Source organism: Nonomuraea monospora, assembly GCF_039531895.1.
GTDB classification, from domain to species: domain Bacteria; phylum Actinomycetota; class Actinomycetes; order Streptosporangiales; family Streptosporangiaceae; genus Nonomuraea; species Nonomuraea monospora.
Window position 1 is genome coordinate 24,071 of the sequence record NZ_BAAAQX010000053.1, and the last position, 26,185, is coordinate 50,255.

Sequence of the window (26,185 nt, forward strand, 5' to 3'; positions counted from 1 at the left end):
TGACGGCATATGACGGAGCGCGCGAGCACGCGCCGAGCACGGGCGACAACTGCATTTGATCAATACATCGTGCCTCTGCAGCGGGAGCTCCATGCTCCGGAGCACACCGAAGCGCGCATGATCGCCGTCGCTGTGCTCGACACGTGCTGCAACGTCACAGTCTTCGAGAAGCACGCTCGCCCGGCAAGCCGATCCTCGCCCGGCCAGGATTCGCACAGAACTCGCGATCCACGCCAGCAACCCTCAGGAATATCGTTGTCGTCTCTGGGCCCGCGGCCGCGGGCCCAGAGACCTGGGCCACTGAGTCCCATGCCTTGATCCTCACCGCCAAGCAGCCGATCGTAGGCGCCGCTGCGGCCGACCACGGCATACCGTTCCGGCATTGAACGCAGGCACCATTCCACTCATCCACTTACAAGCACATAAAGTAATCGAGTGATTGCGATGAGTGTCTTAATGCTTCCCTGGCTCTCTGTCGACAGCCTGACCCGAGCCACACCACCCGGATATGCAGACCCCGCCACGGGCACCTGGCTGATGAGTGCCATCGACTTCTCCGAGGACGGCTTGCTGATCACCCGCACCCACACCGCCGGTCAACGCGGAGATCCCGTCCGGGCCAATGAGCGCGTGCTGGGACCAGGCTGGCAACTGCAGCCACTGGGCGGCATGCTGGGCAACCGACTGCATGACCACAGCGATCACGGCTTTGTCGTGCTGGACCTCGCTTCTGGCACCGAGTCCCGCCGCTACCTCGCCGATCCGTCCCGGCCAGAGGCCTTCGTCCACGCCGACGGTCTCATCGTGCGCAACAGCGACGACACCTTCACCCAGACCGACGAGACGGGCCTGATCGTCACCTGGTCCCGGGTGCACGGCCACTTGCTGCCCACCTCGGTGGGCCTGGCCGATGGCGACTTCCAGAGCGTCACCTACGACGCACACCGCCGAGTGCGCCGTCTGATCTCTCCCGCCGCTCCCGGAGCGGACTGCCGAAAGCCTGACCCCGCATCATGCTCCACGGCCACCTTGGTCTATGCCGACAGAACCACCGCCACGCCATCCGCGCTAGGCGAGGTAACCGGCCTGCTCGGGTCGATCGACTACGACGCCGCAGGCGACACGCCACCGGTGACGGCTCTCACCTATCGCTACGACGCCAGTGGACATCTTCGCCAGGTACGCGATCTGCGACGGCCAGACAAAAATCCTGAACGTCGCTTCGTATACGCCTACTCGACAGACGGCGACATCACGAAGATGACCACCACAGAGGAGGGGTCATGGCACCTCACCTACTCTTCCCCGGGCACCTTGGCGAACGCGGCACGGCGCACCATACGCCTCGGCGCCCGAGCCTGTCCCACTCCCTATGCCGCCGACTACATGCTTCGCGGCATGTGCAAGACCAGCGTCGACGTGCGCCAGGGTGCGAGCAAGGTCATGCGACCGCCGTTCTGGAAGGCGACCTTGACCGGCGGGTCAGTGATGGGCATCACCAACGACGGCTGCAGCGCCCCCATCGTCGGCAACAAGCCCACCTACTGGCTGGACTTCCGCGCCGCATGCGACTCCCACGACTACGGTTACGGCCTGATCCGCAACAGGCTGAACGGCGATCGAAACGGCCTGGACCGCTCCCAGCGCACCCACGTCGACGCTGTCTTCCTGACCATCATGAAGGAACGCATCTGCGCCGCCATCACCGGCACAGTCGCCGACCCATTTCGCGGCACCCAATCGTCCAAACGCTCCATCTGCCTCAGCTACGCCAACACCTTCTACAAAGCCGTCCGAGCCAAGGGCGACGGCGCACTCTGAGACACCACTGTCATGAAGAGGACACATGACCCACCTCCTAAAACACAGCCCGAAATCCACCCTCGGCCCACTGTCGCTCACGATCACCTCGTACGTGGCCGCCGTCGCCCTCCTGACCTGGGCAACGATCAACGGCCATCTCGGCGGCTACATGTACGGCCGGATCCTGATCACGGTGCTGACCTTCCCCGCCTCGCTGCTCAACCTGCTCCTCGACGGCCCACTCAGGCATGCCCTCATCGGCGAGACCACCACCGATGAAATCTCCGCCTGGAGCTACGTGATCTTCGCCTGGCCCGGCCTCCTCATGGCGCTCATTCTGACCTGGTGCCTCACCCGGCACCGGCCTCACCGATTCACTCGAATCGTCAGCTGGACCCTCACCACAGCCGTCCTCCTGTCCGGCATCGCGATCACCTTCGACCAATGGGCACCCCGTCGCCCGTACGGCTGGCCATTCGTCCTCTGCGGCGCAGGCATGGCCATCGGCCTGCTGCTGACCCAACGAGCCGAAAGGCGAACAGGCTGACGGATGCGAGACCGCCATCGCCTGGCTGCGTGGCGCACGTAGCCAGGACATCCAGGGAAAGTGGTGCGACTCTTCGGTGCCGCGCAGGTCCATGCTGTCGGATCCGTCCCACCGGTTGTTCGCGGCTACCTGGCGGGCTCGCCATGCCGGCTCGCCGACCAGAATGGTGCGTTCGATGCACCATTCGACCCACCAGTGGTCGGCGACCGTGGCAGCGTCTTCTTGTTCCGGCCTGCGGTCATCTCGATCGCGATGCCAGGCGGCGAACTCGTCGGTGATCGGGTTGACCGGCGCTCAAGGGCGGCGGTGAATGACTCGCACAGGGCGTGAGCGCTGGCGCAGGCGAAGATGCTCGACGATGAGCTGTTGCGACTCGTTGCCGATCAGCGCGCACCCAGCAGTTCGGAACAGCACAGCGCATCCAGCAGATGGCGGGCGGGTGGACTGGTCGCACGGAGCCGGTCGGGTGGAGACGAGTGCCGCGATCATTGACCGGCTCACCTATAACGCCACCATCATCGAGAGCGAAACCGACTCCTACCGGCTCGCCTGCACCCGCGCCCAACAGACCGGCGTCACCGGATAGCAAGCCTGGCCCAGCCACACGAAGACGCACCACCAGCAATATCACAGAGCCTTCCGTCCGACGCCGGCTACTCCGAGGTGAACGGTTCGTCACTCCACCGGAACCAGGCTCGATCACCTTCGATATGCAGGAGGAACTCGGCGACCGGCCCGCGTGGTGAGATCAGACGGACGGCCTGCGCCACCTGGTCATATGCCGCCTCCCACGCCTCCGGATCGTCGTCATCCTGTTCCAAAAGCTCCAGTTCTCGATCGAAGAGCGGCTTCACCTTGGCGAAGGCCGGGCCGGCGACGAAGGTGCCGTGCATCCAGGGCATGTCCATGTCGCCGACGACGATCTCACCGCACAACTCGTCCCCGCACAGCACCCGCCACGTTTCCTCGATACGGCCCATACATACATTCCTCGCAAGATCCAGCAGTTCACGTCATCACCGTCACTCTAAAGATCGCCGCCGACAAGAACGACCGGTTCGGACGCGGCGCGCTGGTGAGGCCGAGTTCGCCGTCCGGGGAGAGAACGTGGCCCCGGGATACGACGCCTTCATGCGGGCCTGCATGGATCAAGCCCAGCCCGGCAACACCTCCCCTCTGCCCGGCTTCACCCTTCCCGACGACCTGCTGGACGCCGAAACGGTGGCCATCCACTTCGACCCCGAAACAGGCATCAGCTTCTACCTCGAGTCCGGCCTCCTGCAGGAACTCTTCGCCAACCCGAAACTGATCAACCGGCGCCGCTACCGCGAAACCCCGACTTCCTACCTCCGCAGTGACGACATCTCCCCCGTCGCCATCAAGCTCCTGACCGACCCCGACCCGGACAACGCCGGCGTCGTCTTCGGCAAGCTCCTCAAGAAGACGAACTTCTCCTGGCCCGAGCACGGGGAGTCACTGCTGCGCCGATACAAGGCCCGTTACTTCGACGAGCCTCAACTGCCCACCACCGTCCCGGTCAGCGACACGATGGCCGAACATTCACGCAACGCCCCGCGCGAGGAGTCGCCGGAGCCGTGATCTCAGCGCAAAACCGCAAACCGCCGGCGAACGAGAGCGCTGCGGTCACCCTCGGTAGTGCGTCCGTCTCACCGAACTACCGAGAGGACGCATATGGCACTTGAGCCGAACGCGGAGCAGCAGGCGCGCGGGACGTGTTCGGCGCTGGCCGTGACCTGACCCTGGTCGCCGGCGCCAGATCCTGCAAGAATTCCACCCTGAACCTGATGGGCGCCTCCACCCGCAAGCGGGGCCTGTACATGGCCTTTAACAAGATGTCCTGGTACGCCAGCACCGGCCGTCCATCCGGGCGCGCCACCACCGCCACGGCGTGGCGCAGCGCTTCGCGGGTCGGCTCGATCTTCTGAGATGCCACCGGCCGGGTAACGTGCGGGCGTAACAGGCGGTGTCCTCTCACGAGACCACGTGGACCGCGACAGTTTTGCGGCCCATCTGTGCCAACACCGAACTGCCGTCGGCACCCTCGAAGCACGCTTTCGTTAGCCTGCGACAGCGTCCCTGAGGGTCCAATTCCTACTAGAGCACCCGCATCTGAAGAGCGGGATGATTTTCGCTCCTCCCGCCACGAATATCGGCCCGAATAGGGAAAAGAGAGCAAGTGGTACAGGGCTGGAGGTCAATATTAAGGAGGTGATGCACATGGAGCGAGAACCACTACCCCCAAATATGACATATTGGACGCTGAAGGACTCCCGCTCTCCTAATGCGAGCCCTCTTGTTAGAGGTCAAAGACGCTCCAAGTCGGACGCTTAACACGACCTGGACCAGGGGTGATTGCGGGTTGTGACTCGCCTCCAGGTGTCAGCGAGTCAGACGCGACGTCTCGCGCGGTAGCGGAGCGCATGGGTAGCGCCTGCCCCGGAAGAAGTACACCGGGGTCACGAAGGGCGATCTTGCCTGTTCTTTGCCTGCTCTCATGTCCGAATTCGCGCCCGAAGGCAGGTATTTAGAAGGGTGACAGGGACCAGGTGGCTCGGATGATCGGGCCACATCACCATGACAGGACCCAACCACAGCACCCCTCGACGTCCGTCACCCACCGCGCCCATCCAACCCAACAGCCTCAGCCAGAAGGGGCTCTGGCATACGCCGCCGAGCGGCTTGTCTGGGCTGCCTCAACGCGACCAAGAATCTGTTGAGCATCTCAGTCCAGGAACCGCCACTAATTCGGGCTCGTTTTTGCTCGTCCGCCGTGCGCAACCCTCCCCGAACGCACAACGTCCCGATCCACGTCGGCACCCCCGAAGGGCTGCTCAGTGGCGTCACCGTGCCTCACAGCGTCGCGCGACGCGTGGCTTCCGTAGCGGCGGTCGAGTCGGGCTTGAGTGCTGGCGCCGAGGTGGGTGTCGATACATCGTGCCCGGCACGGCGCTCGGGGCGGTCGGCGATGGCGCGCATCACGCTCACCCGATGTCCTGCACCGCTGTGGCCGTGCCAGGCGGGCTCACGGCAGTCGCGCGTCCTTCCCGGCCTGGAGGCCGGCGATGAGGCGCGCGCTGACGTGGGCCGAGATCCAGCAACTGCCGGCTGTGGTCGACGTGGTCACCGCGGGACGGGCGCTCGGATTGGGACGCACCACGGCCTACCAACTCGCCAGGGACGGCCAGTTCCCCTGCCGGATCATCCGTATCGGCAAGAGATATCTGGTGCCCACCGCCGCCCTGCTCGCGCTGCTCGGCGATCACACCCTCATCGAGGAGGACAGGACAACCGATGGCTGACGGCAGCACGTTCAAACGCTGCTCCTGCCGCGACGGCGACGGCAAGGAACTCGGGCAGAAATGCCCCAAGCTGCGCCGCTCCGGCGGCGGCTGGAACCACCGGCACGGCATCTGGCACTACCAGATCGAATTGCCTCCCCACCCTGACGGGAAGCGCCGTGGCCCGCTCCGCCGCGGCGGCTTCACCAGCCAAGACGACGCTGAAGCCGAACTCGCCCAGGTACGGGCCCTGCTGGCGTTGGCCGCGCCGGGCGAGCCCGCCACTCGCACGCAGATCGCCGATCTGATCAAACGCACGCTGGCCGAAACCAAGACGGTGCCCAACATGGAGGCGGTCCGCCGCAAGATCAAAACTGGGCTGGACCTGACTCAGGAGATCACCGTCGAGCAGTGGTTGGAGGAGTTTCTCCAGCGCAAGCGGAAGATCGAGGAGAGCACCCGGCGCTCCTATGAGGGCCACATCCGCCTCTACCTGATCCCCTACCTCGGCCGGCTGGCGTTGGATCGGCTCAAGGTCAGCGACATCGCGGTGATGTTCGAGCAGATCGAAGAGTTCAACGACACCATCGCCGAACGCCGCGCCAGCCCCGATCCGAGCGTGCGGGCCAGCGTCAAATACCGGCGGCCGATCAGCGTCGCCACCATGCACAGCATCCGCGCCACCCTGCGACACGCCCTGAACATGGCCATCCGGCAAGACCGGCTGCTCGACTTCAACGCCGCCGCCGTGCTGGAACTACCGGCCAAGACCCGGCCCAAGGCGCTGGTGTGGATCGATGACCGGGTCCAGGACTGGCAGGCCGCGTTCCAGGAACGCCTGACAGCAGAAACGCGGCGCCGGGGCGGGCGGCGAGTGGATCCGGTCGACGCCTACACCAGCACGCCGCGCCCCTCCCGAGTGATGGTCTGGACCCCGGCCCATACCCGGCTGTTCCTGGAGGAAGCCCAGCGGCACCGCCTCTTCGCCCTGTACCGGCTGATCGCCCTGCGCGGGCTACGCCGGGGCGAGGCGTGCGGGCTGCGCTGGAAAGAGGTCAACCTCGACGTCCAGACCATCACGATCAACTGGCAGCTGGTGCAACTGGCCGGGCAGGTCCATGAAGGCACGCCCAAGACCGACGCCTCGATCCGCACCATCGCCCTGGACGCCGAAACCACCGCCACGCTGCGCGCCCACCGGCAGCGGCAACTCCAGGAACGGCTGGCCCTGGGTGAGGCGTGGACCGACAGCGGGTTCGTCTTCACCCAACCGCACGGAGACCGGCTGCATCCCCAGAACGTCACCGAACAGTTCCTGTGGCTGGCCTACCTCGCCGGCCTGCCACCCATTCGGCTCCACGATCTCCGGCATGGCGCGGCCTCGCTCATGCTGGCGGCTGGGGTAGAGATGAAGGTCGTGCAGGAGACGCTGGGCCACACCTCCAGCTCCTTCACCGCCGACACCTACACCTCAGTCTTCCCCGAGGTGGCGATGGCGGCCGCGGAGAAGACCGCTGCGCTCCTGCTCACCGAGGAGGAGGGCCAGCAGAAGCCAGCAGAGATGATTCCGCTGCGGGTCTGACCTGCCACACCAGCAACGGGCCCCGTGATCGCCGTACCCACCCGGCGGGACGGGGCCGTTCCCTTGCCATGGCAGCCCCAGAGCACCGATGTCGATCATGGTGTGGGCGCGGTTGGCGCGCGCGAGCACGCACGGAGCACGCAGCCACTAGACGAAAAATCCAGAACGCATCCGATCCCACATAACCGCAGGTCAGACCATGATCAAAGCGCGCCCTGCAGGATTCGAACCTGCGACCGTCGGATTAGAAGCAAGATCCTTTGATATCGCGGGGTGCCATTTGAGGGTAGTTCGTACCGCCTCCGCGCGCATTGCGTGTCAGACGGTGCCGGGCCCTGACGCCACATGACGGGGCGTTCGAGCACGCACCGAGCACGGTGGATCGCTGATTGATCATCGCATTCTGGGCCGCAGGATAAATACCGTGCCCCAAACTACGCCAGCACTACATTGTGCAACGGCCGCTGTGCTCGGGGCGTGCTCCAACACCCTGACACCGTGCGGATTCCCCCACGGGCAGACCGCAACCGGCCTACCTGGGAGAGCGCTTCCTTCCACCACCGACCCGAATTAGGTAGCCGGCGCCATGGGGCACGGGCGGTGTCCTATGCGCTCGCTGCCCTGCCTCGGGCTAGGACAGCGAGGCGCACGATCGCGCATGCGAGTCGCTCGGCGTCGTGCAGCGCCGTCCCGTTGTCGCCGTATTCGTGGAACCAGATTTGTGCATCATCACCATCGTGGGTGAGCCATGCCCCTTCGATGGCGCCGCTGTCACACACATCCTCTGGCCAGTGCTGGGTGCACCATGGTCGGCAGCCTGGTCTCTCGCTGATGACCGACGGTGGTTCCGGAACCGCGGATCGGTTGCGTCCCGCCGAGACGAGCACGAGGAGGTGAAGGGCGATCTCCTGCGCCTCGTCGAGGGTCATGTAGTAGCTGGCGTGATCTCCGGTGTCTCCGAAGCAGATGCGCGGCTCGGCTTCGCGATAGTGCTGCACCAGATCCGTCATGATGCTGGTCGGCTTGTACGCGGGCTTGTCCCCATGCCCGTAATTGATGTACGGCATCGTCTGCAGGACAGTGTTCAAGTACAGGCTGCCGTGCTGCCGGTCCTCCGGATGGTCGGAGCCGCTGTGTTCGTCTCGGCACCAAGCTGGGCAGGGGCTCACTGCGAGCCATTCGGCTGGGCTGGCGGCGAGGCGGCGTTCATGCTGATGTGCGTCGCACTCGACCACCTTGATGTCGAGCAGAGTGCCTACAGGTGCTAGATACCGGTCTTCTCTCCCACATCGAATGCATGCGCGACCATCGAGCTGGGCCGCGGTCGGGGACTGACCTGGGCCATCCGGGTCGCTGTGCTTGTCGGCGATGGACGAGCTTTGGGGCACCTCCGCATCGACGGGTTGGCGCTGAGCCGGGACTGAGCCGACCTGAGGGACTTCCACATCGGCGGCCGTGCTGGCGTCGACGTTGATACTCATCGGGGTCACGCACCTTTCGTTCTGAGGCAGTCACCTGTCTGAGCGCGGGTGCGTTGCACGCTCTCAAACAGTCATACGCCAGATACGAAAGTCAGTAAAGGGGATGACGGTACTGCCGTGAGGTCAGTGAGCGGTTCGCCCCCTGAGACGAGAGGTATTGAAGGGGCCAGTGAAGTGCATCAGCGCATTAGAGCTTCAACTAATAGATATTTCGGCTGGCCCGTATTAAGGCGGATGGCGCAGAATGAAACGATCTCGCGGAATCATCGGAAAATTGTCATACCTGTTAGTCACACTTTGCTTGTGAGGCTCGGGATCACGGTGGTCCTTAGGAGGTGGACGTGGAGCAGCCCCGACGATGGTGGCAAGCGGTTATGCCTGCTGACTGGACGGTGTTCGCCCTGCCCGACGATCTGGCGCGGGAACGGTACACGGCGCTTTTGGCCGCTCTCGAAGAGCTGTCGACTCGAGGGCCCATGTCTAGCCTGGAGGAAATCACGGCGCAGGTGCGCAGCGTCGGATTTCACAATCCGTTGCCGGAGTCGGAGTTGCGGGAGACGCTGGATCAGCTCGCCAAGTGGGGGTTCGCCGAGCCGTTTCGCGACTACACGGCCCCCGTGCGCAACTACCAGGGCCTGATCGTCCGACGGGAGGCCTGGGCGCTGACACGCAAGGGACGCGGCGTCGTGGCCGCGGTCAGGCCCACCGAGGACCTCGCCGGGCTCCAACAGTCCATGCAATCAAAAGCCGCCGAAGCGCACCTGCTCGGCCAACTCGTGCAGCCGTTGAGCGACCCGGTGTGGCGTGCGGAGCTCAGCTATCCGTTCCATGTCGCTGGACTTGCCCGGCACTACCGAACCGCGCATCAGGTCGACGTCCGCAAGGAATCACTTCTCAAGCTCGGTGAAAGCCTCGCTCGTTCTCTGGGCGTTATAGCGCTGGCAATCATGATCCAACGCAGTGGGGAATTCAGCCCGGCCCTGGCAAATCCGTTCATCCGGGGTGCCGGAGCGACCTTCGGGGCCTGGACGACTCTCCTGTCGGACTTTCTCCGCGGTGGTGATGTCCCCGAGCTCCCCGTGTTCGAGAGTATGCGCGGTCCCGATGGGGCACTGTCCATACTTCAGGAGATCAAGAATCACCGGAATGCGTCCGGGCATGCGTTCGGCGTCCGCCCTGCACATGAACGGGATGCCGAGGTTAAACGCCTCAAGCCAATCGTCGTCGCCGCCTTGGAGTCTATGCCGTGGCTGGCCCGCCTCCACTGGGACCTGATCGAACATTGTGGCTACATCGGCCCGGGCTACACACTCCAAGGGCGGCGCCTGCGCGGAAGCCACCCCGAGTGGGAACCTCTCGATGAGAAATACCACGAGCAACTCGCTCCACATCGTATCTACCTGCGTGGTCCTCTACTGACCGCTTCTATCGACCTGACACCAGTCGCTTCAGTTGGTATCTGCGATGTGTGTGACCAAAGGGAGCTCTTCCTGATCAATAGGGCAAAGGTATCCGGCGGCCGGGTGATACAGCTGACGCTGCGCAGCGATAAGGACCACGAGGTGGTGCATGACCTACCGTAACTGCGCGTCAGCGCCGCTCGACACATGCGTACGAGATCAGATCGTGGCCGAGACGCGACGTAACCCGCTGGCGCTGTTGGAATTGCCGGAACTTTTCCTTCAAGAGTACGCAACATGTATCGCTCCAAGTCGTAGAATCCGACAGAGCGCCAGAGTGCCGGCTTAAAAAACGAGCGCAACTACAGGGACACCTATGCGCATCTCAGCAACTAGCTTGGATCGGTTATTGCGTCAATGGAAAAATTATAAGCTTCCAGATCAGGCTCGACCATACGCCTGGGAAGAGAGGGAGGTTCAAGGCTTTTGGGAGGGCATCTCCGGCCTACTGGATGGATCGACAAGAACAGTCAGCGAATATTTCATGGGTCAAACGATTATACAGCATATTCACATTCCGGACTCGTCCTCATGGGAGAGATATACGCTTCTCGATGGCTACCAAAGGATATTGACAGGCTTGATATTACTATGCGCCGTTCGCGATCGTCTTCCCGACGATCTCCGTTCGATAAACAGTGCGTTCGATCTATCGCTCAGCGGTCCGTTCGCCGGTATCCCTCAGAGCTTTCCGGCGCCCGCAGACACAGAGGCGTTCTTCGGAATAATAAATGGAAGAAGGGACGAGACAAGAAGTCATCACCGAGTGGTGCGAACGTATGACTTTTTCAAGCGCCACATCGATCAGATAGACTTGTGGCCGCATCAAGGGTTCGAAGTTATATCTGCTCTGAGCCGCATAGCAATATCGATGATCGACTTAGGTCCGGATGAAGACATCAATCTCGTCGCGTCACTCTATCGGGGCCGCCCCGCATCTGTTCGTGAACTTATCGCTGAAGACGAATCCTCTCCTGATGTTATCGCGCTAGCTCATCGACGCCAACAACTTATTGAGTTTCGGCAGCTTCTGGAAGATGAGGACCACTTCAACCAGCGACTGCGTGATCTCAAGGGAAAGGGGAAGGAAGTCGTATGGCAAAATTTCTTGGAGACTAATCCTTGGATTCTAGGGGCTTCGCTTTCTGGACAGCTTCTTACCTCATGGAGTGAGGAAAAATTGGAGCAAGTTGTTGCTGGATGGTCGGTCGCAGGTCCGGGGAAGAGAGCTGACGGCCTATTGCGAACCGTAGGGCGTATTCGATCGATGGTGTTTGTTGAACTTAAGACACATGCAACCCCTTTACTTGAAGAAGAGCCGTATAGATCCGGCTGCTGGGCCCCATCTTCCGAACTGGCTGGAGGTGTCTCTCAAGTCCAAGGCACAGTTTACATGGCCCTAAGTCAAATCGGTCAATGGCTGAGAGATAAAGATGCAACTGGTGCGACCATCCCTGGGGAAGGTACTTATCTTATTAGGCCCCGCTCCTACCTCATAATTGGCCAACTATCAGAGCTATTTGGATCATCTGGAGGAGTCCACGAAGATCGGTTCCGCTCATTTGAGCTCTATCGTAGAACTTTGAGCGAACCTGATATTATAACATTCGATGAGTTGCTGGCCCGTGCTGAATGGATCGCAGGAGTAGCACCTCCTCGATAAGAGAGGATAATCGCTGTCGAGTTATCGCCCAGGGCTGGAGCGTTCTCATGTCGTGAGACCGAGTAGCTGAAAGGCGTTGGCTGGGTGGCTGCGGTACAGAGGCTGAAAGTCTGAGGTGTCACCGCACGGTTGCCTGCTCGGGGCGGGGTTGGGGAGTATGCCAGAGGGATGCGTTATCCGGATGGCGGCGGTCTGACCCCGGCGGCGCGGGCCAGGCGTGAACAGGTGCGCTTGGAGGCTGCCGGGTTGTTCGCCGCAGGCATGTCACCGCCGCAGGTGGCCAGGAAACTGCGGGTCTCGCGCAAGTCGGCCTACGTCTGGCACAAGGCCTGGCGCACGGCCGGGACCCAGGCGCTGGAGTCGAAGGGGCCGGGCGGGCAGCGCTGCCGGCTCAGCGAAGGGCAGGTGCAGCGGCTGGAGGCCGCGTTGGACGCCGGCCCGGCCGTGTGGGGGTGGATCGAGGATCAGCGCTGGACCTTGGCCCGGGTGACGGTGCTGGTCGGCAGGTTGTTCCACCTGTCCTACACCCCGCGCGGGATCTGCTACCTGCTGCACCGGCTGGGCTGGAGCCCGCAGGTCGCACAGCGCCGCGCCGCCGAACGTGACGAAGAGGCGATCACTACTTGGGTGAAGGACACCTGGCCGCGCGTGGAACCACGGCGCGGGATCAGGACGCGTGGATCTGCTTCGCCGACGAAGCAGGCCAGTCGCTGAGGCCGCCCAAGGCCCGCACCTGGTCCCGCCGTGGATGCACCCCCATCGTCACCGTCTCGGGCAAGGGCTCCGGGCGGGTCAACCTGGCCGGGCTGCTGTGCTGCAAGCCGGGCCGGCGGACCCGGCTGATCTACCGCATGCTGGTCTACCGGCGGCGCAAGAACGAGCGCAAAGGGTTCACCCAGCCCGATTATGCGCGCCTGCTGGACGCCGCCCACCAGCAGCTCGGCGGGCCGATCGTGCTCGTCTGGGACAAGTGCGCCGTGAGGCGCTTGGTTGTATCCCCGACTCACTCGGGAGGAATTTGGAGGAACATTCCTGGGTCACCGGACTCACCTGGAGGCGAAAGCCGAAGGGGACAACAGCATGTTCGGAAAGCGGTGACTGCCCGGAGGCGTCCGGGGCGGGGTGCCGCGAGACCCGCGCGATAAGGCCAAAGCTGGATTGCCTGAAGCCCAATCTCCAGGGGTGCCCAGATACCACCCGTCGGAATGACGCCTGATACCGACGCCCTGCTGTGTCCGGCCTTAGTTGTCCTGGCCGGGCAGCCTCCACAGCGGTGGCCGCCGCCCAGCGAGGGCGGTCAAGGAGATGAGTGGGCGGCCTACGTCGCGCTCGACACGTGCAACCAGGACGTACCACGGGATCACCTACCGGGCGCGAGCCCCAGGGTGACGGAGTGCCCGTAGTAGTCGCAGGAGTGACGACCTGCCAAGGAGGCCGGGAAAGCCGGACCGCAGGGCGAAGGGGCACAGGCTGATCGTGACGCCGAGGCCGGGAGGTATGCGAAATGCAGAGTGCTGAAACGGTCCTGGGAGTCATCCGGGAACGCGGCAGGTGCGGACTGCCGCTGGAGAGGTTGTATCGGCAGTTGTGCAACCGCGAACTCTTTCTGCTGGCCTACGGGCGCATCTACGCCAACCAGGGGTCGATGACCCCCGGGGCCACCAGCGAAACCGTGGACGGCATGTCGCTGGCCAAGATCGAGACGATCATTGCCGCGTTGCGCGGTGAGCGTTATCGGTGGCGGCCGGTCCGGCGGGTCTACATCCCCAAGAAGAACGGAAGGCGACGCCCGCTGGGCGTGCCGACCTGGTCGGACAAGCTGGTCGCCGAGGTGGTCCGGCTCCTGCTGGAGGCCTACTACGACGTCGGCTTCTCCGAACGGTCGCATGGGTTTCGTCCCGGCCGGGGCTGTCACACCGCGCTCAGCGAGGTGGTGGCAGCCTGGACGGGCACGAAATGGTTCATCGAGGGCGATATCTCCGACTGTTTCGGGTCGCTTGATCACCAGATCATGATCGAGGTCCTGGCGGAGAACATCCACGATGGCCGGTTCCTGCGGTTGATCCAACGGATGCTGCAAGCCGGGTATCTGGAGGACTGGAGGTGGAATGCCACGCTCAGCGGCGCCCCGCAGGGCGCCACGGCGTCCCCGATCTTGTCCAACATCTATCTGGACCGGCTCGACCGCTTCGTCGAGCATCATCTGCTGCCGGACTACAACCGGGGCGGCCCTCGCCGCCACAATCCCGCCTACCTGGCCAACAAGTACCAGATCGAAAAGGCCCAGCGGCGCGGCGACCACGAGGCGATGCGGCTGCTCAAGCAGCAACGCCGCCGGTTGCCCAGCGGCGACCCGAACGATCCGGGCTATCGTCGGCTGAAGTACGTGCGGTACTGCGACTTATGCCGATGTCGGCATAAGTCGCATTATGCCGAGATCCGGGTTATGCCGACCCGGTCGGCGGATGCCCTGGTCGGCAAGTCGTTCGCCGTTTCTGGATCGGCATAACCCGGTCGGGGTCTGTCAATAGCTAGAGGTTGTCGAGGAACGCGAGCAGAGAGTCGGGCGGCCGGTAGCGTCCGGGACTGGTGTCCGGTGGCTGGACACGGGCGAGGGCCTGTTCCTTGATGGTCATGTCGGCGTGGAGATAGATCTGGGTGGTTTCCGCGTCCTCGTGGCCGAGCCAGAGGGCGATGACCGAAGTATCTACTCCGGCGTGCAGGAGCGACATGGCTGCGGTGTGCCTGAGCGTGTGCGGGGTGACGTTCTTCTCCTTGATCGACGGGCAGGCGGCTTCTGCCGTGGCCGCGTGTTTTGCGACGAGTCGCTCAACGGCGTCACGGGAGAGCCGCCCTCCGGCCGTGGTGGGGAACAGCGGGCCGCCGGGGGCGGGGCCGAGCTCGGGCACCCAGGTTCTCAGCACCCTGACAACCTGGCTGGTCAGCGGAGTTGCCCTGTCCTTCCGTCCCTTGCCGTGGCAGCGGACGTGCGGGCCGGGGCCCAGATGGGCGTCCTGGCAGGTGAGTGCGGTCAGCTCCGATACCCGCAGGCCGGTCTGGACGGCGAGCAGGAGCAGAGCGTGGTCGCGGCGGCCGTGCCAGGTCTTGCGGTCGGGGGCAGCGAGCAGGGCGTCGGTTTCCCCGGAGGTGAGGTAGCTGACGATGGCTCGCTCGCGCCGGCGGGGCGGGATGGCCAGGACTTGGCTGATCACGACGGCGTGCTCGGGTGCCCGTGAGGCCGCATAGCTGAACAGCGAGTGGATCGCGGCCAGCCGGGCGTTGCGGGTGGCACTGCTGTTTCCCCGGTCAGCCTCCAGGTGCTGCAGGAATGCGCCGATCATCGTGGCGTCGAGGTCGGTGAGGCTGAGCTTGCTGGGTGTCTTTCCGATCTTGGCCTGGGCGAAGGCGAGAAGGAGCCGGCAGGTGTCGCGATAGGCCGTGACGGTGTTCGGGCTGGCCTTCTTCTGCCGGGCCAGCCGGTCGGTGAAGAAGGCCTGCAGGATGGGGGCAAGGTCACTCATCGGGCCACCTGCCCGTCGGCCTGCTCGAGCTTGCCTGCTGCCAGCGCGAGGATCTCGGGGATGGCCTGGAGATACCAGTAGGTCGATTTCGGGTCGACATGGCCGAGCCAGGTGGACAGCAGCGGGAGCCGGGCCTGCACGTTCCCGCCGTCGCGATACCAGTCCAGCATCGTCGTGACGGTGAACGTATGCCTCAGGTCATGCAGCCGGGGAGCACGCCGGCCGGGCGGCGCCTGGATGCCCGCCGCCGCGATCAGCACGGCGAACGTGTGCTGGATGTTGTGCCCGTCCAGCGGCCCGCCACGGCTGTTGACGAAGAACGTGTCCCCCTTGGGCTCTGGGAACAGCCGGTCGCGGGCCTGCTCATAGGCGCGCAGCGCGGCGATCGCGGTGGGGTGCAGGAACACCAGCCGGGACTTGCCGAACTTGGAGTCATCGATCAGGAGCGTCCCCGACTCCAGCTCCACGTCGTCCCGTTCGAGGCGGCACGCCTCGCCTTGGCGCATGCCGGTCACGGCCAGCAGCCCGATCACTGTCTTCCAGGTCGCCGCCCGCAGTGCCGGCGCGAGGGCACCGGCCGCGTCCATGAGCGCGGCGACCTCCTGCGGGGAGTAGAGATAGGGCGGGATCCGCCGGTAACGGCGTGACAGCACGTCGGCGGGCGGGACCTCGGTGGCTGGATCCAGCGCCTGCAGGTGTCGGGCGAAGATCCGCACGGCGTCGAGCCGCCGGGCCTGGTAGACCTCGTCGCCGCTGCCCCGCGTGGTCTGGACCGCCCACTCGATCGTCAGGTCCAGTGTCACATGATCGGCGGAGCGCTCCTCGCAGAACCGGACGAAGCTCATCAAGTGCCGACCCTGCGTGGTGAGCTTGAAGCCGAGCGCGCGGCGCATCGCCAGGTACTCCTCGGCCCTGGCCCGCAGCGCGCTCACCAGCCGACTCCGGGCCACGGGCGCGCCAGCGGGCGCAGCGCGTCCTGGTCGACCTTGGCATAAAGCGAGGTGGACAGCTGGCTGCGGTGCCGCAGCACTTGCCCGACCTCGGGCAGCGACGCGCCGGCGCGCAGCATCTCGGTCGCCAGCGCGTGACGGAGCCGGTGCGCGCCACGGCGCTCGAGCCCGGCCCGGTCGCAGGCCCGGCCCATGACCGCGCGGACCGCCTCCGGCGTCAGCTGCCGGTAAGGCCGCCGTACTGTCACGAACACCGCCCGCGACTCGCAGGCGGGACGGCCGCCGGACAGCCAGGCGGCCAGCGCCTTCCCGGCCAGGACCGGCAGGGGAAGCCGCTCGGTGCGGCTGCCCTTTCCCGTGACCGCGATCTCGCCGGCCCGCCAGTCGATGTCGCTGAGTTGCAGGGCGGCGGCCTCGGCACCGCGCAGCCCGAGCCGGGCCAGCAGCGACAGGACCGCGTAATCGCGCAGGCCAGTCGCCGTGTTCTGGTCGCAGCCCGCCAGTAACAGCTCGATCTCGGCCGCCGGCAGCCCCCGCGGCAGCGCGGACAGCCGCCATGACGCGACCGCCGGGACCGCCCCGGCAAGCGGAACGGCAGTCCGCCCGGTCACGTGCGCGAACCGCAGGAACGCCCGCAGCGAAGTCACCATTGCCTTCGCCGACCAGGTGTTGCGGTCCCGGGAGTAGTCCACCATGAACGCGGTGACCTTGGCCGCGTCCAGATCGCTCACCGCTCCTGGCCCGCCTACCGCTGCCAGGAAACCCTTCGCCTGCTTGGAATAGCAGCGCACCGACACCGGCGACAGACCCCGCTCCCGGTCCAGCCACGTACGGAACTCCGCCAGAAGCCCCACACTGCCGCCGCCACCCCACGCGCAGCCGGCATTCACGTCCGCCTCCATGATCATCTCCTGTCCGGAGGAACCACTGACACGAACCAGACAGACAGATCACCAGCGAACCCGCAGGATTATGCCGACATCAAGACTCTGCGCACCGCCTTGACCAGGCAACTCTCACGCCGAAGCGGCATAACCCGGACATCGGCATATTGCGACGACTGGCTGCTCGGCTTCGCCGGGCCCAAGCACGAAGCCGAACAGATCAAGTCGAAGATCGCGGCGTTCCTGCGCGAGGAGCTCAAGCTGGAACTGTCGCCGTCCAAGACGTTGATCACCCACGCCGCCAGCCAGGCGGCGCGGTTCCTCGGCTATGAGATCCGGGCCCAGCACGAGGACACCAAACTCACTCGTGGACGCCGATCGATCAACGGCGTCATGGGCTTGTTCGTGCCCGCCACGGTGATCCGTGAGCGATGCGCCCACTACATGAAACGGGGAAAACCCGCCTCACGCGGCTCGCTGCTGCACGACGATGACTTCACCATCATCGCCAAGTACGGGGCCGAGTATCGCGGGTTCGTCCAGTACTACCTGCTCGCCCAGAACGTGTTCCGTCTGGGCACACTGCGCTGGGTCATGGAGACCTCGATGCTCAAGACCCTGGCCAACAAGCACCGATCCACCGTCAGCGCGATGGCCCGCGCCCACAAGGCGACCATCTACACCCCTGACGGTCCGAGGGTCTGCTTCGAGGCCAAGGCGCAGCGTGGTGCGGGCAAGTCCCCGCTGGTCGCCCGCTTCGGCGGGATCCCCCTGATCCGCAGGCGCACCGCCGTCCTGACCGATCGACAACCGGCCCTGACCTCCCGGCACAACGAGCTGATCCATCGGCTCCTGGCCGGGACATGCGAGATCTGCGGCGCACGGAACGGACTACAAGTCCATCACCTGCGCAAACTTGCCGACCTCAACCGGCCAGGCCGGGCTGATCGGCCGCCATGGGTGGAGCTGATGGCACGCCGCCGACGCAAGACCCTGGTGGTCTGCTCACCGTGCCACCACGACATCCATAACGGACGCGGCACAGCCATCCCCCGGAAGTGATCACTGGAGAGCCGTGTGCGGTTAACGCCGCCCGCACGGTTCGGGAGGAGGCCGACGGAAAAGGACCCGAGCCACGGGCACCTCGCCGGCGGCCTACCTCACCGTCAGCACCCACCTCGACGCCCGGATGCGGGCCCTGATCGACACGCGACCGTGGCTGACGGTGTTCTATCTGCCGACCTACGCGCCCGAGCTCAATCCCATGGAATTGGTGTGGTCGTACCTCAAACGCGGGCTGGGCAACCTGGCTGCTTGCACCCTCGACGAACTCGCCGCGATCATCCGCAGCCGGCTCAAGCAGCTGCAGTACCGCCCCGACCTCCTCAACGCCTTCCTGGCCCACACCGACCTGATCACACACCCAAGATCGACATGACACCCTGAACTTTCAGTCTGTGTAGTGGTCGGTGGCGGCGGCGATGTTGGTCCAGCCGAGCAGGCGTGCCAGGCCGATGGCCAGGTTGCGGAGGCTGGCCAGGATGCGGGGAGTTGCTCCGGTCCGGGCTCGGCAGGCATCTTCGCGGTAGGTGACGTCGCGGATGTGGTGCAGGGCCTCGATGCTCCAGTGTCCGCGGATCAGCGCGGCGAGCTGGGCATGGGTGATCCGGCCCGGGGGGAAGACTCATGATCGCGTAGATGGTGACGAGGGTGGTCTTGCCGGTCCTACGGTTGGTACGGCGGCGCTTGACCTGGATGGCCTGGGCGGCGTGCGGGAAGGGCAGGCCGGGCCGGACGGTGCAGATTTTCATGCGGCGGATTTCGCGGCGGCCGTGGCCTTGCTCGTCGGTGCGGTCGTTGAGGATGGCCTCGCGCCAGGGCAGGGCCTTGAGCCGGCGTTGCAGGGTGGGCTGGTCGCCTTTGACGATGAAGAGGTAGTGGCCGCCGGCGGCGATGATGTGACGGGCGTGGTCGTGCTGGGTGTGCAGGGCGTCGGCGGTGATGACCATGCCGGGCAGGTTCAGGCCGCGTAGCAGGGGGTGTGAAGGCGGGTATCTCGTTGCTTTTGGCCTCGACCTGGCGTTGAGCGAGGACGGTTTGGGTGTCGTGGCGGGTGGCGGCCAGCAGATGCACCGTGGTGCCGTCGGCGGTGCGGCTGCCGCGCAGGGTCTTGCCGTCCACGGCCAGGCCGAGCAGAGGCGCTCGGGTGGATGTCGCCTGTTCGGGCGGCTGGCAAGCTGCCAGCGCGGCAACGTAGCCGCAGGTCGCGGTATCGAAAGCGTCGCCGTCCAGACGGGTGAAGGGTGCCAATACTCCGTTCATGGTCGTGAGCTGCGGGTTTCTCTCGGCTTCCTGGCCGAAGCAGTGGCCTGGGTCGGGCATGCTCGAGGCTCGTGACGCTCCGTCTCTTCTATATGATCTTCTGCCGCATCGTGGGCTGGCTGACGCTGCTGCCCCGTAGCGACGCCTCCAAAAACATGGAGATCCTCGTCCTGCGGCACGAGGTCGCAGTGCTGCGCCGTCAAATGTCCCGTCCGAGGCTGTCATGGGCGGATCGAGCGGTGCTGTCAGCGCTGGCCCGCGGACTGCCGGCGGTGCTGCGCGCCCACCGACTGGTGACACCAGGGACGCTGCTGCGCTGGCACCGGCGTCTGGTCGCACGCCACTGGACCTACCCGAAGCGGAGGACGGGACGTCCTGCGACCGATCCGGCGGTCGTGGCGTTGATCCAGAAGTTGGCGCGGGAGAGTCCGCGCTGGGGCTACGAGCGTATCCGTGGCGAACTGCGGCATCTGGGCCATCAAGTGAGCGGTGCGACGATCCGCCGAGTCCTGAAACGAGCGCGGCTTGGTCCCGCGCCGCGGCGGGCCGACGACCGCTGGCGAGATTTCCTCCGCGCCCATGCCGCGAGCACGCTGGCGTGTGATTTCTTCACGGTGGACACCGTCACGCTGCGCCGGTTGTACGTCTTCTTCGTGGTGGAGGTCGGCACCCGGTTCGTGCACGTGCTCGGCGTGACCACCCACCCTGATGGCTCATGGGTTGCCCAGCAAGCCCGTAACCTTCTCACCGATCTGAAGGATCGGGCTGGGACGTTCCGGTTCCTGATCCGGGATCGGGACACGAAGTTCACCAGCAGCTTCGATGAGGTCTTCGCCAGCGACAACATTGACGTGCTGAAGATCCCGCCGCGGTCGCCTCGCGCGAATGCGTTTGCCGAGCGATGGGTACGGACCGCACGCACGGAGTGCACCGACCGACTGCTGATCTTCGGCGAGCGGCATCTTCGCACCGTGCTGGACGAATACGCCGATCATTACAATCGTCACCCACAACACCGCTCTCTCGGCCTCCGAGCGCCCACCGATCACGACTCCAACGTAATCCCGCTGCCGACGGGTCGGATCGAGCGCCGCGTAGTTCTCGGCGGGCTGATCAACGAGTACCAGCGAACTGGCTGACCAACGAGGCCCCGTCACGAATACGCAGGTCAGCGCCATGGGCCTGGTTTTGACATCCTTCAGGCTTGATCATGGATCGACGCCATGTCAGCTGGGCGTTCGCGTAGCGCTGGTCAAGCGAACATCGGAACGGCGATTTCGACACAAGTGTCGGGTTCGGCACCTTAGTTGAGATTTTGTTCCGAATGACCGGAAACCAACTAACCGATGCTCACAATTAGAGTATATAGACTGCAATTCATCGAGTGGAGTCGGTCTCGGCCAGTATGATCCGGTCGGGCCTCTGCCCGCGGTCAGGCCGCTGACCCGGCAAGCCTTACGTGGTGAGGGGTGTAAATGACGCCGTCGATGGTTGGCCGGTTCGTGCTCGCTGCAGAGGAAGGTCAGTCCGGCGGCATCGCCGAGGTCCGCAAGGCCTTCGATCCACTAACTGCGGGATTCGCCGCGATCAAGTTGTTGAAAAAAGCCGAGAAGGACGACACGCTCCTTACGTTCTTCGAGCGTGAGAAGCGGTCTCTGCAAAAACTTGACCACCCCCACATCATCAAGATGGTGGACTCGGGGTGGGACGAGAACACTGGGCGCTACTACGTAGCGCTGGAATGGGCCGACGGAGGAACCCTGTCCGACCGGCTCGCCAACGGCGGCCCTTACCCCTGGCGCGACTTCTTCGCGCGGATCGGGATGCCGCTCGCAGACGCGCTGGCCTACGCCCATTTGAAGGGTGTCGAACATCGTGATCTAAAACCGGACAACGTACTCCTCGCCGGTGACGGGTCGCCCAAGCTCGCTGACTTCAACGTCGCCAAGCTGCGCGACCAACTCGACGGGGACGCCGGTGGCCAGGCAGGAGAGACGGTTGCGCAGTTCCGGTCGAACCTCTACGCGCCGCCCGAGCAGACCGACGCGGTTCCCTTTGTCCGGGACATGTGGTCCTTCGGCGTTCTGGCTGTCCAAGCGATGTCCACGGAGCGAGCGGGTGATTACCACGACCTCAACCCAATGCTCGACGCTCTGGATATCCCGGAGACGATCCGGAAGCTTCTGCGCACTTGTATCGCGATGAACCCGAACGTGCGCCCGAACAACGGCGCGTTGCTCCACGCGAAACTGTCGGATGCACTAACTGAGGTTGGGGCACGCGCTGCTCGCCGCGCCAACACGGTATGGCTCAAGATGACCCTGAGCGCCGCACGGCAGTTGGTGGGCCTTCCGCGAGGCGATAACCGCCGGCCAGACTTCGCTGCAGCAGAGGCCGCCATGAGCGCCGACCTGGCCGGAGAGGTATTCGCCGAGTACGCAACCGACCGCGAGAACGGCTTGCCTCAGTACGACACTGTCTCCCTGGCTGGCAGCGGCTACCGGTACAAGCTCGCCCGTGACGAATCCGGTGAGGACGGCCTGATGGTGGTCGTGTGGGCCAGTTCGATCCGGCCGGAATGGCTTGACCGAGCCCGAGGCAGGGCCTGTCCCGTACACACCCACCTGAGCTTCCAGTTTGGTCGGCGCCGTCCTGACGGCGCTGTAGACGGACGCGATGCGCTTTTCGACGCGCTCGAGACGCATCAGCAGCAGATCGAGGAAGCGGCCTCCGCGCGCGACTTCGGTGACCTGCTCAGCACCTGGCAGCGCGTTCTGGACGCGCGCGAGCAAAGAGAGCGCGGCCAGGTGCGCCCGATCATGTTTCGGGGCCGCGAAGTGAGCGGCCTCAATGCGACGTTCCAAGCGGTCCAAGAGGTCAGCCACATTGCCGAGGGTGACGAATGGGAGGTTCGGGACGGCAGGACCGACATGGCCGTCGCCCGTGGAGACGTCGTATCCTTCACCTCCGACAGCATCACGCTGCGTTTCAGGCGCAAGCCGCGTGACCTGCCTGGCGTTGGCCGACTCAGCCCCAACCTCGGCCCTTCTCAGGTCGCGCTCGGCCGTCAGCAGGATGCTGTGCGAGCTGTCGCGGGGCGCGAGTCGGTCAGTCCCATCCTGCGCGAAATCATCGAGCGCCCTGAAGCATTGCCCGCCGCTTCTCCCGCGCAGGTCGCCGACTGGTTCCGTGAAGACCTGGACGACAGCAAGAAGGCCGTAGTTCGGCACGCCGTCAGCGGCGCGGGCCTCCTGCTGGTCCAGGGGCCACCCGGTACCGGCAAGACCACGGTCATCGCCGAGATCGTGCAGCAGATCCTGGCCCGGGCACCGGAATCACGCATCCTGCTCGTGAGTCAAACACACATCGCGATCGACAACGCCCTGCAGCGGCTGGAGAAGGCTGGCCTGAACAAGATCGTTCGGTTGGGTCGCAGCGGCGATGACCTACGCGTCGCCGAGTCCACCCGTCATCTGCTGCTGGCGAATCAGATGACGTCGTGGGCCAGGCGGATCCGCCGCCGCGCCGACCGGCACATGGCGCTAATGGCGCGCAAGCACGGGATCGAGGAACGACACCTGCGCAGCGCTTTGGCCCTGCAGGAACTCGCTGCGGTAATCGCCGACATCGAACTGGTCGAGCAGCAGCTCACCGAACGGCGCGGCCGCGGGGTCGGCACCAGCCGCGTCACCACCGCCGAACCCGTCGACGACCAGGTGGACCGTAAGGCCCGGTTGGATGACCTACGCAACGACCGGGACATCCTCATAGAGCAGATCCAGCACGAGTTGGCGGGCGATCTGACCATCTCCGCCGAGTCATCGCGCGACGACGTCCAGGCGGCCGTCGAAGCCGTTCTCAGCGACTCACCTGAGCATCGGCGGCTGATCGAGTTGCTAGAACTCCAGGCCGAGTGGCTGCATAGGGTCGAGGCCGACAAGGATATGGAGAAGGTGTTCCTGGCTAACAGCAGCGTCGTGGCCGGAACCGCTATCGGGTTCCTGGGCCAGCGGGCGGTTCGGGACATAGAGTTCGACCTGTGCGTTTTCGACGAGGCGTCCAAAGCGACCGCGACCGAGACGCTCGTGCCCATGGCCCGTGCCAAGCGGTGGATCCTGGTTGGCGACACCCGCCAGCTACCTCCCAGTGACGAGGACCTGCTCAACGACACCCAAATCATGAGCGAATTCAGCCTTACCCCCGAGATGGTCACCACCACGCTGTTTCAGCACCTCGCCGACGGCCTGCCCAAGACTGCCACTCATCTGCTGCGCGAGCAGTACCGAATGATTAAACCGATCGGTGACCTAATTTCGGCGTGCTTCTACAACGACGAACTCATCTCTCCCAACACCACCCGACTGCCCGGTTACGACAGCCTGGGCAAACCCGTCCTGTGGATCAACACCGAGCCCCTGGGAGACGGCCGCCGCGAACAAGGGAGTGGCGCTGGAGGTAGCTACGTCAACCGAGCCGAGGTCAAGATCGTCCTCAACCGGCTGCGAACCATCGAGAACGCCGTTGCCAAGGGCTACATCAAGCCCCCCGACGACCGCCTAGACGTCCTGGTCATTTCCCCCTACGCACGGCAGGTCGCCGAACTACGTAACAAGATCCACGGACTGAAGGCACCCCATCTCAAGATCGACGCACAAACGGTCGACGCTGTCCAGGGACGCGAATGCGATCTCGCGATCTTCAGTGTGACGCGCAGCAACCCCAACGGACGACTGGGCTTCCTCGGCCAGCCGTACTGGCGGCGAATCAACGTAGCGCTGTCGCGAGCTCGGTACGGCTTGACGATCGTCGGCGACTCCCGCTTCTGCCGCTCGGCCCCGGGCGCCCTCCGCGAGGTGCTCCTCTACCTCGATGACCACCGCGACGACTGCGAGGTTCGCGATGCCGACCGCAACTGACACCAGCGACCACAATCTCGCTGACCGCTACCCTACCGATGACGCCGGGCGCAACCTGATCGCGATCATGGACGCGGCACTTCCCATCGCCGGCCTGTCTGTTACCGCCCTCGTACAAGAACGCAAACGGATTCCGTTGCTCGACGAATTCGTTCTTCGACTCGCTAAAGCAGACGTCACCTCCGTATCTGACATGAGCGGTGTACTTGGTCTGGACGAACCGATGGTCTCCCAGGCCATCGCCGGCCAGTTGTCCGAGGGCAACCTGCAGTACCGACACAACCTGTCAGCCAGCGTCCAGTTGACCGCCCGTGGCCAGAGCGCGGCAATCGACCTCGCCTCGGTCCGGCCACAACGGCGTACTCTCCCCTGCTTCTATGACCGCCTAGCCTCCGAACTCCATCCGTGCGACGAGAGCGACCTACTCTTCCGCCATGAGATCGAGGACCTTGGGCTGCTCGAGCTTCCTGCCGAACCCGGCAAGGCCATCACCGAAGCGGATGTGTCGCCCGCGGCGCTCAATAGATTCCTCGGCGACATCAGCGATGACTCCGCAGACCTCCGGCTCGAGGTCATCAACATCCGTAAAATCAACGTGAAGCGCGTTCGCCGCTTTCGGCCTGTCAGGCTCCTGGTATTCGCTGACACCACCCTCGAAGACGTCAATCTCGCTGTCGTCATCGACAACGAGATCAGCCCAAGCCACCAACGCGCCCTTGCCAAACTCGGCGGAGCCGCCGCGCTCGGGATCAAGATCGACGAACCCGCTGAACGCCCCCGACTTGACGACGAACTTGAGCAACTCCGCGCCCCGACCACAGCGAGCCCGTCCACACTGGCCGCCGAGCCTCCAATCGAACAGCTCGCGGCTGACACTGGTCCCGAAGTCCGCGCTCTCACCGTCTTTGAACACCCCGCGCACCTCGACACTGCTCTAACCATGGCGAACCGCCGACTCCTGATCATCAGTCCATGGCTGCGGCGCGAGGTCATCACCACCGACTTCCTCGGCAAGCTCGAAGGACGACTCCGCCGTAGCGTCTCCGTGCACATCGCTCACGGCTACCAGGACGATCCCGCACCCTCCGACGTGGTCAGCCGCCTCAACAACCTGACCCGCCGATACCCCAAGCTGTTCACTTTCACTCGCATCACCAACACTCACGCCAAAATCCTCATCTACGACGACGTCTGGATCACCACCAGCTTCAACTGGCTGTCCTTCCGAGGCGATCCCAACCGGACTTATCGAATGGAAGAAGGCACCCTCGTCCGCGATCAGACTCTCGTCACCACTCAGTACGAGCGCCTCGTCCAGCAGATCCACGACGAAGCCCAGTCCTGACAGAGACCAGGCAGAGCCTCATCACGCTGGAAGGCCGGCAACGACCGCCAAACCCTGGCTCCGTCGGCCGCACCTTGGCAGGCGCCCGACGTCGGCAGTGAACCGTCCTGGCCGGTGAGACCGATTGTGCTCGTCGTGACGTGGACGGCGGCCACAACCAAAGGACTGGCAGAGAACGAGAGATACCGCAGGCAAACGAGCGCCTCCTCGCCGTCGCTTCACAGCGATAGCGCTCCGCACTGACATCGTCACCGCGTAGGCACGAAGCGGACTTCAGCTACTCGATTCATTGCCTGGGACCGCACCACCAGCCGGGCCCAGGGAAAGTACACTCCAGAACGGTGATGCCTTCGCCAGCGACAGTGAGAAGTGCTACAAAAGGTGTCTAGTTACTGCCGATGCCGACGATGTG

The 26,185-nt window shown here is 64.5% G+C and carries 20 protein-coding genes and 1 pseudogene; 16 read left to right on the forward strand and 5 right to left on the reverse strand.

Annotation, left to right across the window (positions count from 1 at the left end; genetic code table 11):
• The first annotated feature begins 537 nt into the window (after nucleotides 1-537).
• Both ABD331_RS55080 and ABD331_RS55085 read left to right on the forward strand, forming a co-directional pair.
• On the forward strand, nucleotides 538-1,821 hold the full coding sequence (locus ABD331_RS55080) for a phospholipase A2 (RefSeq protein WP_344494578.1): 1,284 nt from the start codon (nucleotides 538-540) through the stop codon (nucleotides 1,819-1,821).
• Nucleotides 1,822-1,915: 94 nt separating this feature from the next.
• Nucleotides 1,916-2,350, forward strand: a complete 435-nt coding sequence (locus ABD331_RS55085) for a hypothetical protein (RefSeq protein WP_344494580.1) — start codon at nucleotides 1,916-1,918, stop codon at nucleotides 2,348-2,350.
• 653 nt (nucleotides 2,351-3,003) lie between these two features.
• Here ABD331_RS55085 and ABD331_RS55090 read toward each other — a convergent pair.
• Complete coding sequence (locus ABD331_RS55090; protein ID WP_344494582.1) at nucleotides 3,004-3,330, reverse strand: hypothetical protein; 327 nt, start codon at nucleotides 3,328-3,330, stop codon at nucleotides 3,004-3,006.
• Between the two features lie 127 nt (nucleotides 3,331-3,457).
• On the opposite strand from ABD331_RS55090, the gene ABD331_RS55095 reads away from it, so the two are divergent.
• The 4 genes from ABD331_RS55095 to ABD331_RS55110 all read left to right on the forward strand — a co-directional run bounded on the left by ABD331_RS55095 (nucleotide 3,458) and on the right by ABD331_RS55110 (nucleotide 7,231).
• Nucleotides 3,458-3,949 (forward strand): hypothetical protein, encoded by a 492-nt coding sequence (locus ABD331_RS55095; RefSeq protein ID WP_344494584.1) that lies wholly within the window; start codon nucleotides 3,458-3,460, stop codon nucleotides 3,947-3,949.
• 134 nt (nucleotides 3,950-4,083) lie between these two features.
• Complete coding sequence (locus ABD331_RS55100; RefSeq protein WP_344494586.1) at nucleotides 4,084-4,296, forward strand: hypothetical protein; 213 nt, start codon at nucleotides 4,084-4,086, stop codon at nucleotides 4,294-4,296.
• A 1,137-nt stretch (nucleotides 4,297-5,433) separates the two neighbouring features.
• Nucleotides 5,434-5,670, forward strand: coding sequence for a helix-turn-helix domain-containing protein (locus ABD331_RS55105; RefSeq protein WP_344494588.1), 237 nt, complete (start codon nucleotides 5,434-5,436; stop codon nucleotides 5,668-5,670).
• Nucleotides 5,663-7,231, forward strand: a complete 1,569-nt coding sequence (locus ABD331_RS55110; protein WP_344494590.1) for a tyrosine-type recombinase/integrase — start codon at nucleotides 5,663-5,665, stop codon at nucleotides 7,229-7,231. Before ABD331_RS55105 ends, ABD331_RS55110 begins: the two co-directional genes overlap by 8 nt.
• A 605-nt stretch (nucleotides 7,232-7,836) precedes the next feature.
• Here the strand turns inward: ABD331_RS55110 and ABD331_RS55115 are convergent.
• Nucleotides 7,837-8,712, reverse strand: coding sequence for a DUF6907 domain-containing protein (locus tag ABD331_RS55115; RefSeq protein WP_344494592.1), 876 nt, complete (start codon nucleotides 8,710-8,712; stop codon nucleotides 7,837-7,839).
• A gap of 374 nt (nucleotides 8,713-9,086) precedes the next feature.
• Here ABD331_RS55115 and ABD331_RS55120 point away from each other — a divergent pair, with 374 nt between their 5' ends.
• The 4 genes from ABD331_RS55120 to ABD331_RS55135 all read left to right on the forward strand — a co-directional run bounded on the left by ABD331_RS55120 (nucleotide 9,087) and on the right by ABD331_RS55135 (nucleotide 14,344).
• A complete protein-coding gene (locus ABD331_RS55120; protein WP_344494594.1) occupies nucleotides 9,087-10,295 on the forward strand; it encodes a hypothetical protein in 1,209 nt (402 codons plus the stop codon).
• Nucleotides 10,296-10,488: 193 nt separating this feature from the next.
• A complete protein-coding gene (locus ABD331_RS55125) occupies nucleotides 10,489-11,835 on the forward strand; it encodes a Shedu anti-phage system protein SduA domain-containing protein (RefSeq protein WP_344494596.1) in 1,347 nt (448 codons plus the stop codon).
• Between the two features lie 168 nt (nucleotides 11,836-12,003).
• Complete coding sequence (locus tag ABD331_RS55130; RefSeq protein ID WP_344494598.1) at nucleotides 12,004-12,549, forward strand: helix-turn-helix domain-containing protein; 546 nt, start codon at nucleotides 12,004-12,006, stop codon at nucleotides 12,547-12,549.
• A gap of 790 nt (nucleotides 12,550-13,339) precedes the next feature.
• A complete protein-coding gene (locus ABD331_RS55135; protein ID WP_344494600.1) occupies nucleotides 13,340-14,344 on the forward strand; it encodes a reverse transcriptase/maturase family protein in 1,005 nt (334 codons plus the stop codon).
• A 22-nt stretch (nucleotides 14,345-14,366) separates the two neighbouring features.
• Here the strand turns inward: ABD331_RS55135 and ABD331_RS55140 are convergent, their stop codons facing one another.
• Genes ABD331_RS55140 through ABD331_RS55150 form a run of 3 tightly spaced genes read right to left on the reverse strand, consistent with a single transcriptional unit; the run spans nucleotide 14,367 to nucleotide 17,208 of the window.
• Complete coding sequence (locus ABD331_RS55140; RefSeq protein ID WP_344494602.1) at nucleotides 14,367-15,356, reverse strand: tyrosine-type recombinase/integrase; 990 nt, start codon at nucleotides 15,354-15,356, stop codon at nucleotides 14,367-14,369.
• A complete protein-coding gene (locus tag ABD331_RS55145; protein WP_344494604.1) occupies nucleotides 15,353-16,288 on the reverse strand; it encodes a tyrosine-type recombinase/integrase in 936 nt (311 codons plus the stop codon). Before ABD331_RS55145 ends, ABD331_RS55140 begins: the two co-directional genes overlap by 4 nt.
• The gene (locus ABD331_RS55150) at nucleotides 16,285-17,208 is read right to left on the reverse strand and encodes a site-specific integrase (RefSeq protein WP_344494606.1); all 924 of its coding nucleotides are present in this window, start codon (nucleotides 17,206-17,208) and stop codon (nucleotides 16,285-16,287) included. Before ABD331_RS55150 ends, ABD331_RS55145 begins: the two co-directional genes overlap by 4 nt.
• A gap of 99 nt (nucleotides 17,209-17,307) precedes the next feature.
• On the opposite strand from ABD331_RS55150, the gene ABD331_RS55155 reads away from it, so the two are divergent.
• The 6 genes and pseudogenes from ABD331_RS55155 (at nucleotide 17,308) to ABD331_RS55180 (ending at nucleotide 25,773) form a co-directional block, all read left to right on the forward strand.
• Nucleotides 17,308-18,252, forward strand: a complete 945-nt coding sequence (locus tag ABD331_RS55155; RefSeq protein WP_344494608.1) for a group II intron reverse transcriptase/maturase — start codon at nucleotides 17,308-17,310, stop codon at nucleotides 18,250-18,252.
• A gap of 118 nt (nucleotides 18,253-18,370) precedes the next feature.
• Nucleotides 18,371-18,628 (forward strand): annotated as a pseudogene (locus ABD331_RS55160) (transposase); the annotation flags it as partial.
• A 331-nt stretch (nucleotides 18,629-18,959) separates the two neighbouring features.
• Nucleotides 18,960-19,223 (forward strand): hypothetical protein, encoded by a 264-nt coding sequence (locus ABD331_RS55165; protein WP_344494610.1) that lies wholly within the window; start codon nucleotides 18,960-18,962, stop codon nucleotides 19,221-19,223.
• A gap of 360 nt (nucleotides 19,224-19,583) precedes the next feature.
• The gene (locus tag ABD331_RS55170; RefSeq protein WP_344494612.1) at nucleotides 19,584-20,651 is read left to right on the forward strand and encodes an integrase core domain-containing protein; all 1,068 of its coding nucleotides are present in this window, start codon (nucleotides 19,584-19,586) and stop codon (nucleotides 20,649-20,651) included.
• Between the two features lie 336 nt (nucleotides 20,652-20,987).
• Nucleotides 20,988-24,428, forward strand: a complete 3,441-nt coding sequence (locus ABD331_RS55175) for an AAA domain-containing protein (RefSeq protein ID WP_344494614.1) — start codon at nucleotides 20,988-20,990, stop codon at nucleotides 24,426-24,428.
• Complete coding sequence (locus ABD331_RS55180) at nucleotides 24,382-25,773, forward strand: phospholipase D-like domain-containing protein (RefSeq protein WP_344494616.1); 1,392 nt, start codon at nucleotides 24,382-24,384, stop codon at nucleotides 25,771-25,773. The genes ABD331_RS55175 and ABD331_RS55180 overlap by 47 nt, the downstream gene beginning before the upstream one ends.
• Nucleotides 25,774-26,185: the final 412 nt, after the last annotated feature.

Coding starts and splice junctions, on each gene's coding strand:
- ABD331_RS55080 (WP_344494578.1), top strand. CDS start 538: ATGAGTGCCATCGACTTCTCCGAGGACGGCTTGCTGATCACCCGCACC.
- ABD331_RS55090 (WP_344494582.1), bottom strand. CDS start 3,330: ATGGGCCGTATCGAGGAAACGTGGCGGGTGCTGTGCGGGGACGAGTTG.
- ABD331_RS55105 (WP_344494588.1), top strand. CDS start 5,434: ATGAGGCGCGCGCTGACGTGGGCCGAGATCCAGCAACTGCCGGCTGTG.
- ABD331_RS55110 (WP_344494590.1), top strand. CDS start 5,663: ATGGCTGACGGCAGCACGTTCAAACGCTGCTCCTGCCGCGACGGCGAC.
- ABD331_RS55115 (WP_344494592.1), bottom strand. CDS start 8,712: ATGAGTATCAACGTCGACGCCAGCACGGCCGCCGATGTGGAAGTCCCT.
- ABD331_RS55120 (WP_344494594.1), top strand. CDS start 9,087: ATGCCTGCTGACTGGACGGTGTTCGCCCTGCCCGACGATCTGGCGCGG.
- ABD331_RS55125 (WP_344494596.1), top strand. CDS start 10,489: ATGCGCATCTCAGCAACTAGCTTGGATCGGTTATTGCGTCAATGGAAA.
- ABD331_RS55130 (WP_344494598.1), top strand. CDS start 12,004: ATGCGTTATCCGGATGGCGGCGGTCTGACCCCGGCGGCGCGGGCCAGG.
- ABD331_RS55135 (WP_344494600.1), top strand. CDS start 13,340: ATGCAGAGTGCTGAAACGGTCCTGGGAGTCATCCGGGAACGCGGCAGG.
- ABD331_RS55140 (WP_344494602.1), bottom strand. CDS start 15,356: ATGAGTGACCTTGCCCCCATCCTGCAGGCCTTCTTCACCGACCGGCTG.
- ABD331_RS55150 (WP_344494606.1), bottom strand. CDS start 17,208: ATGGAGGCGGACGTGAATGCCGGCTGCGCGTGGGGTGGCGGCGGCAGT.
- ABD331_RS55175 (WP_344494614.1), top strand. CDS start 20,988: ATGACGCCGTCGATGGTTGGCCGGTTCGTGCTCGCTGCAGAGGAAGGT.
- ABD331_RS55180 (WP_344494616.1), top strand. CDS start 24,382: ATGACCACCGCGACGACTGCGAGGTTCGCGATGCCGACCGCAACTGAC.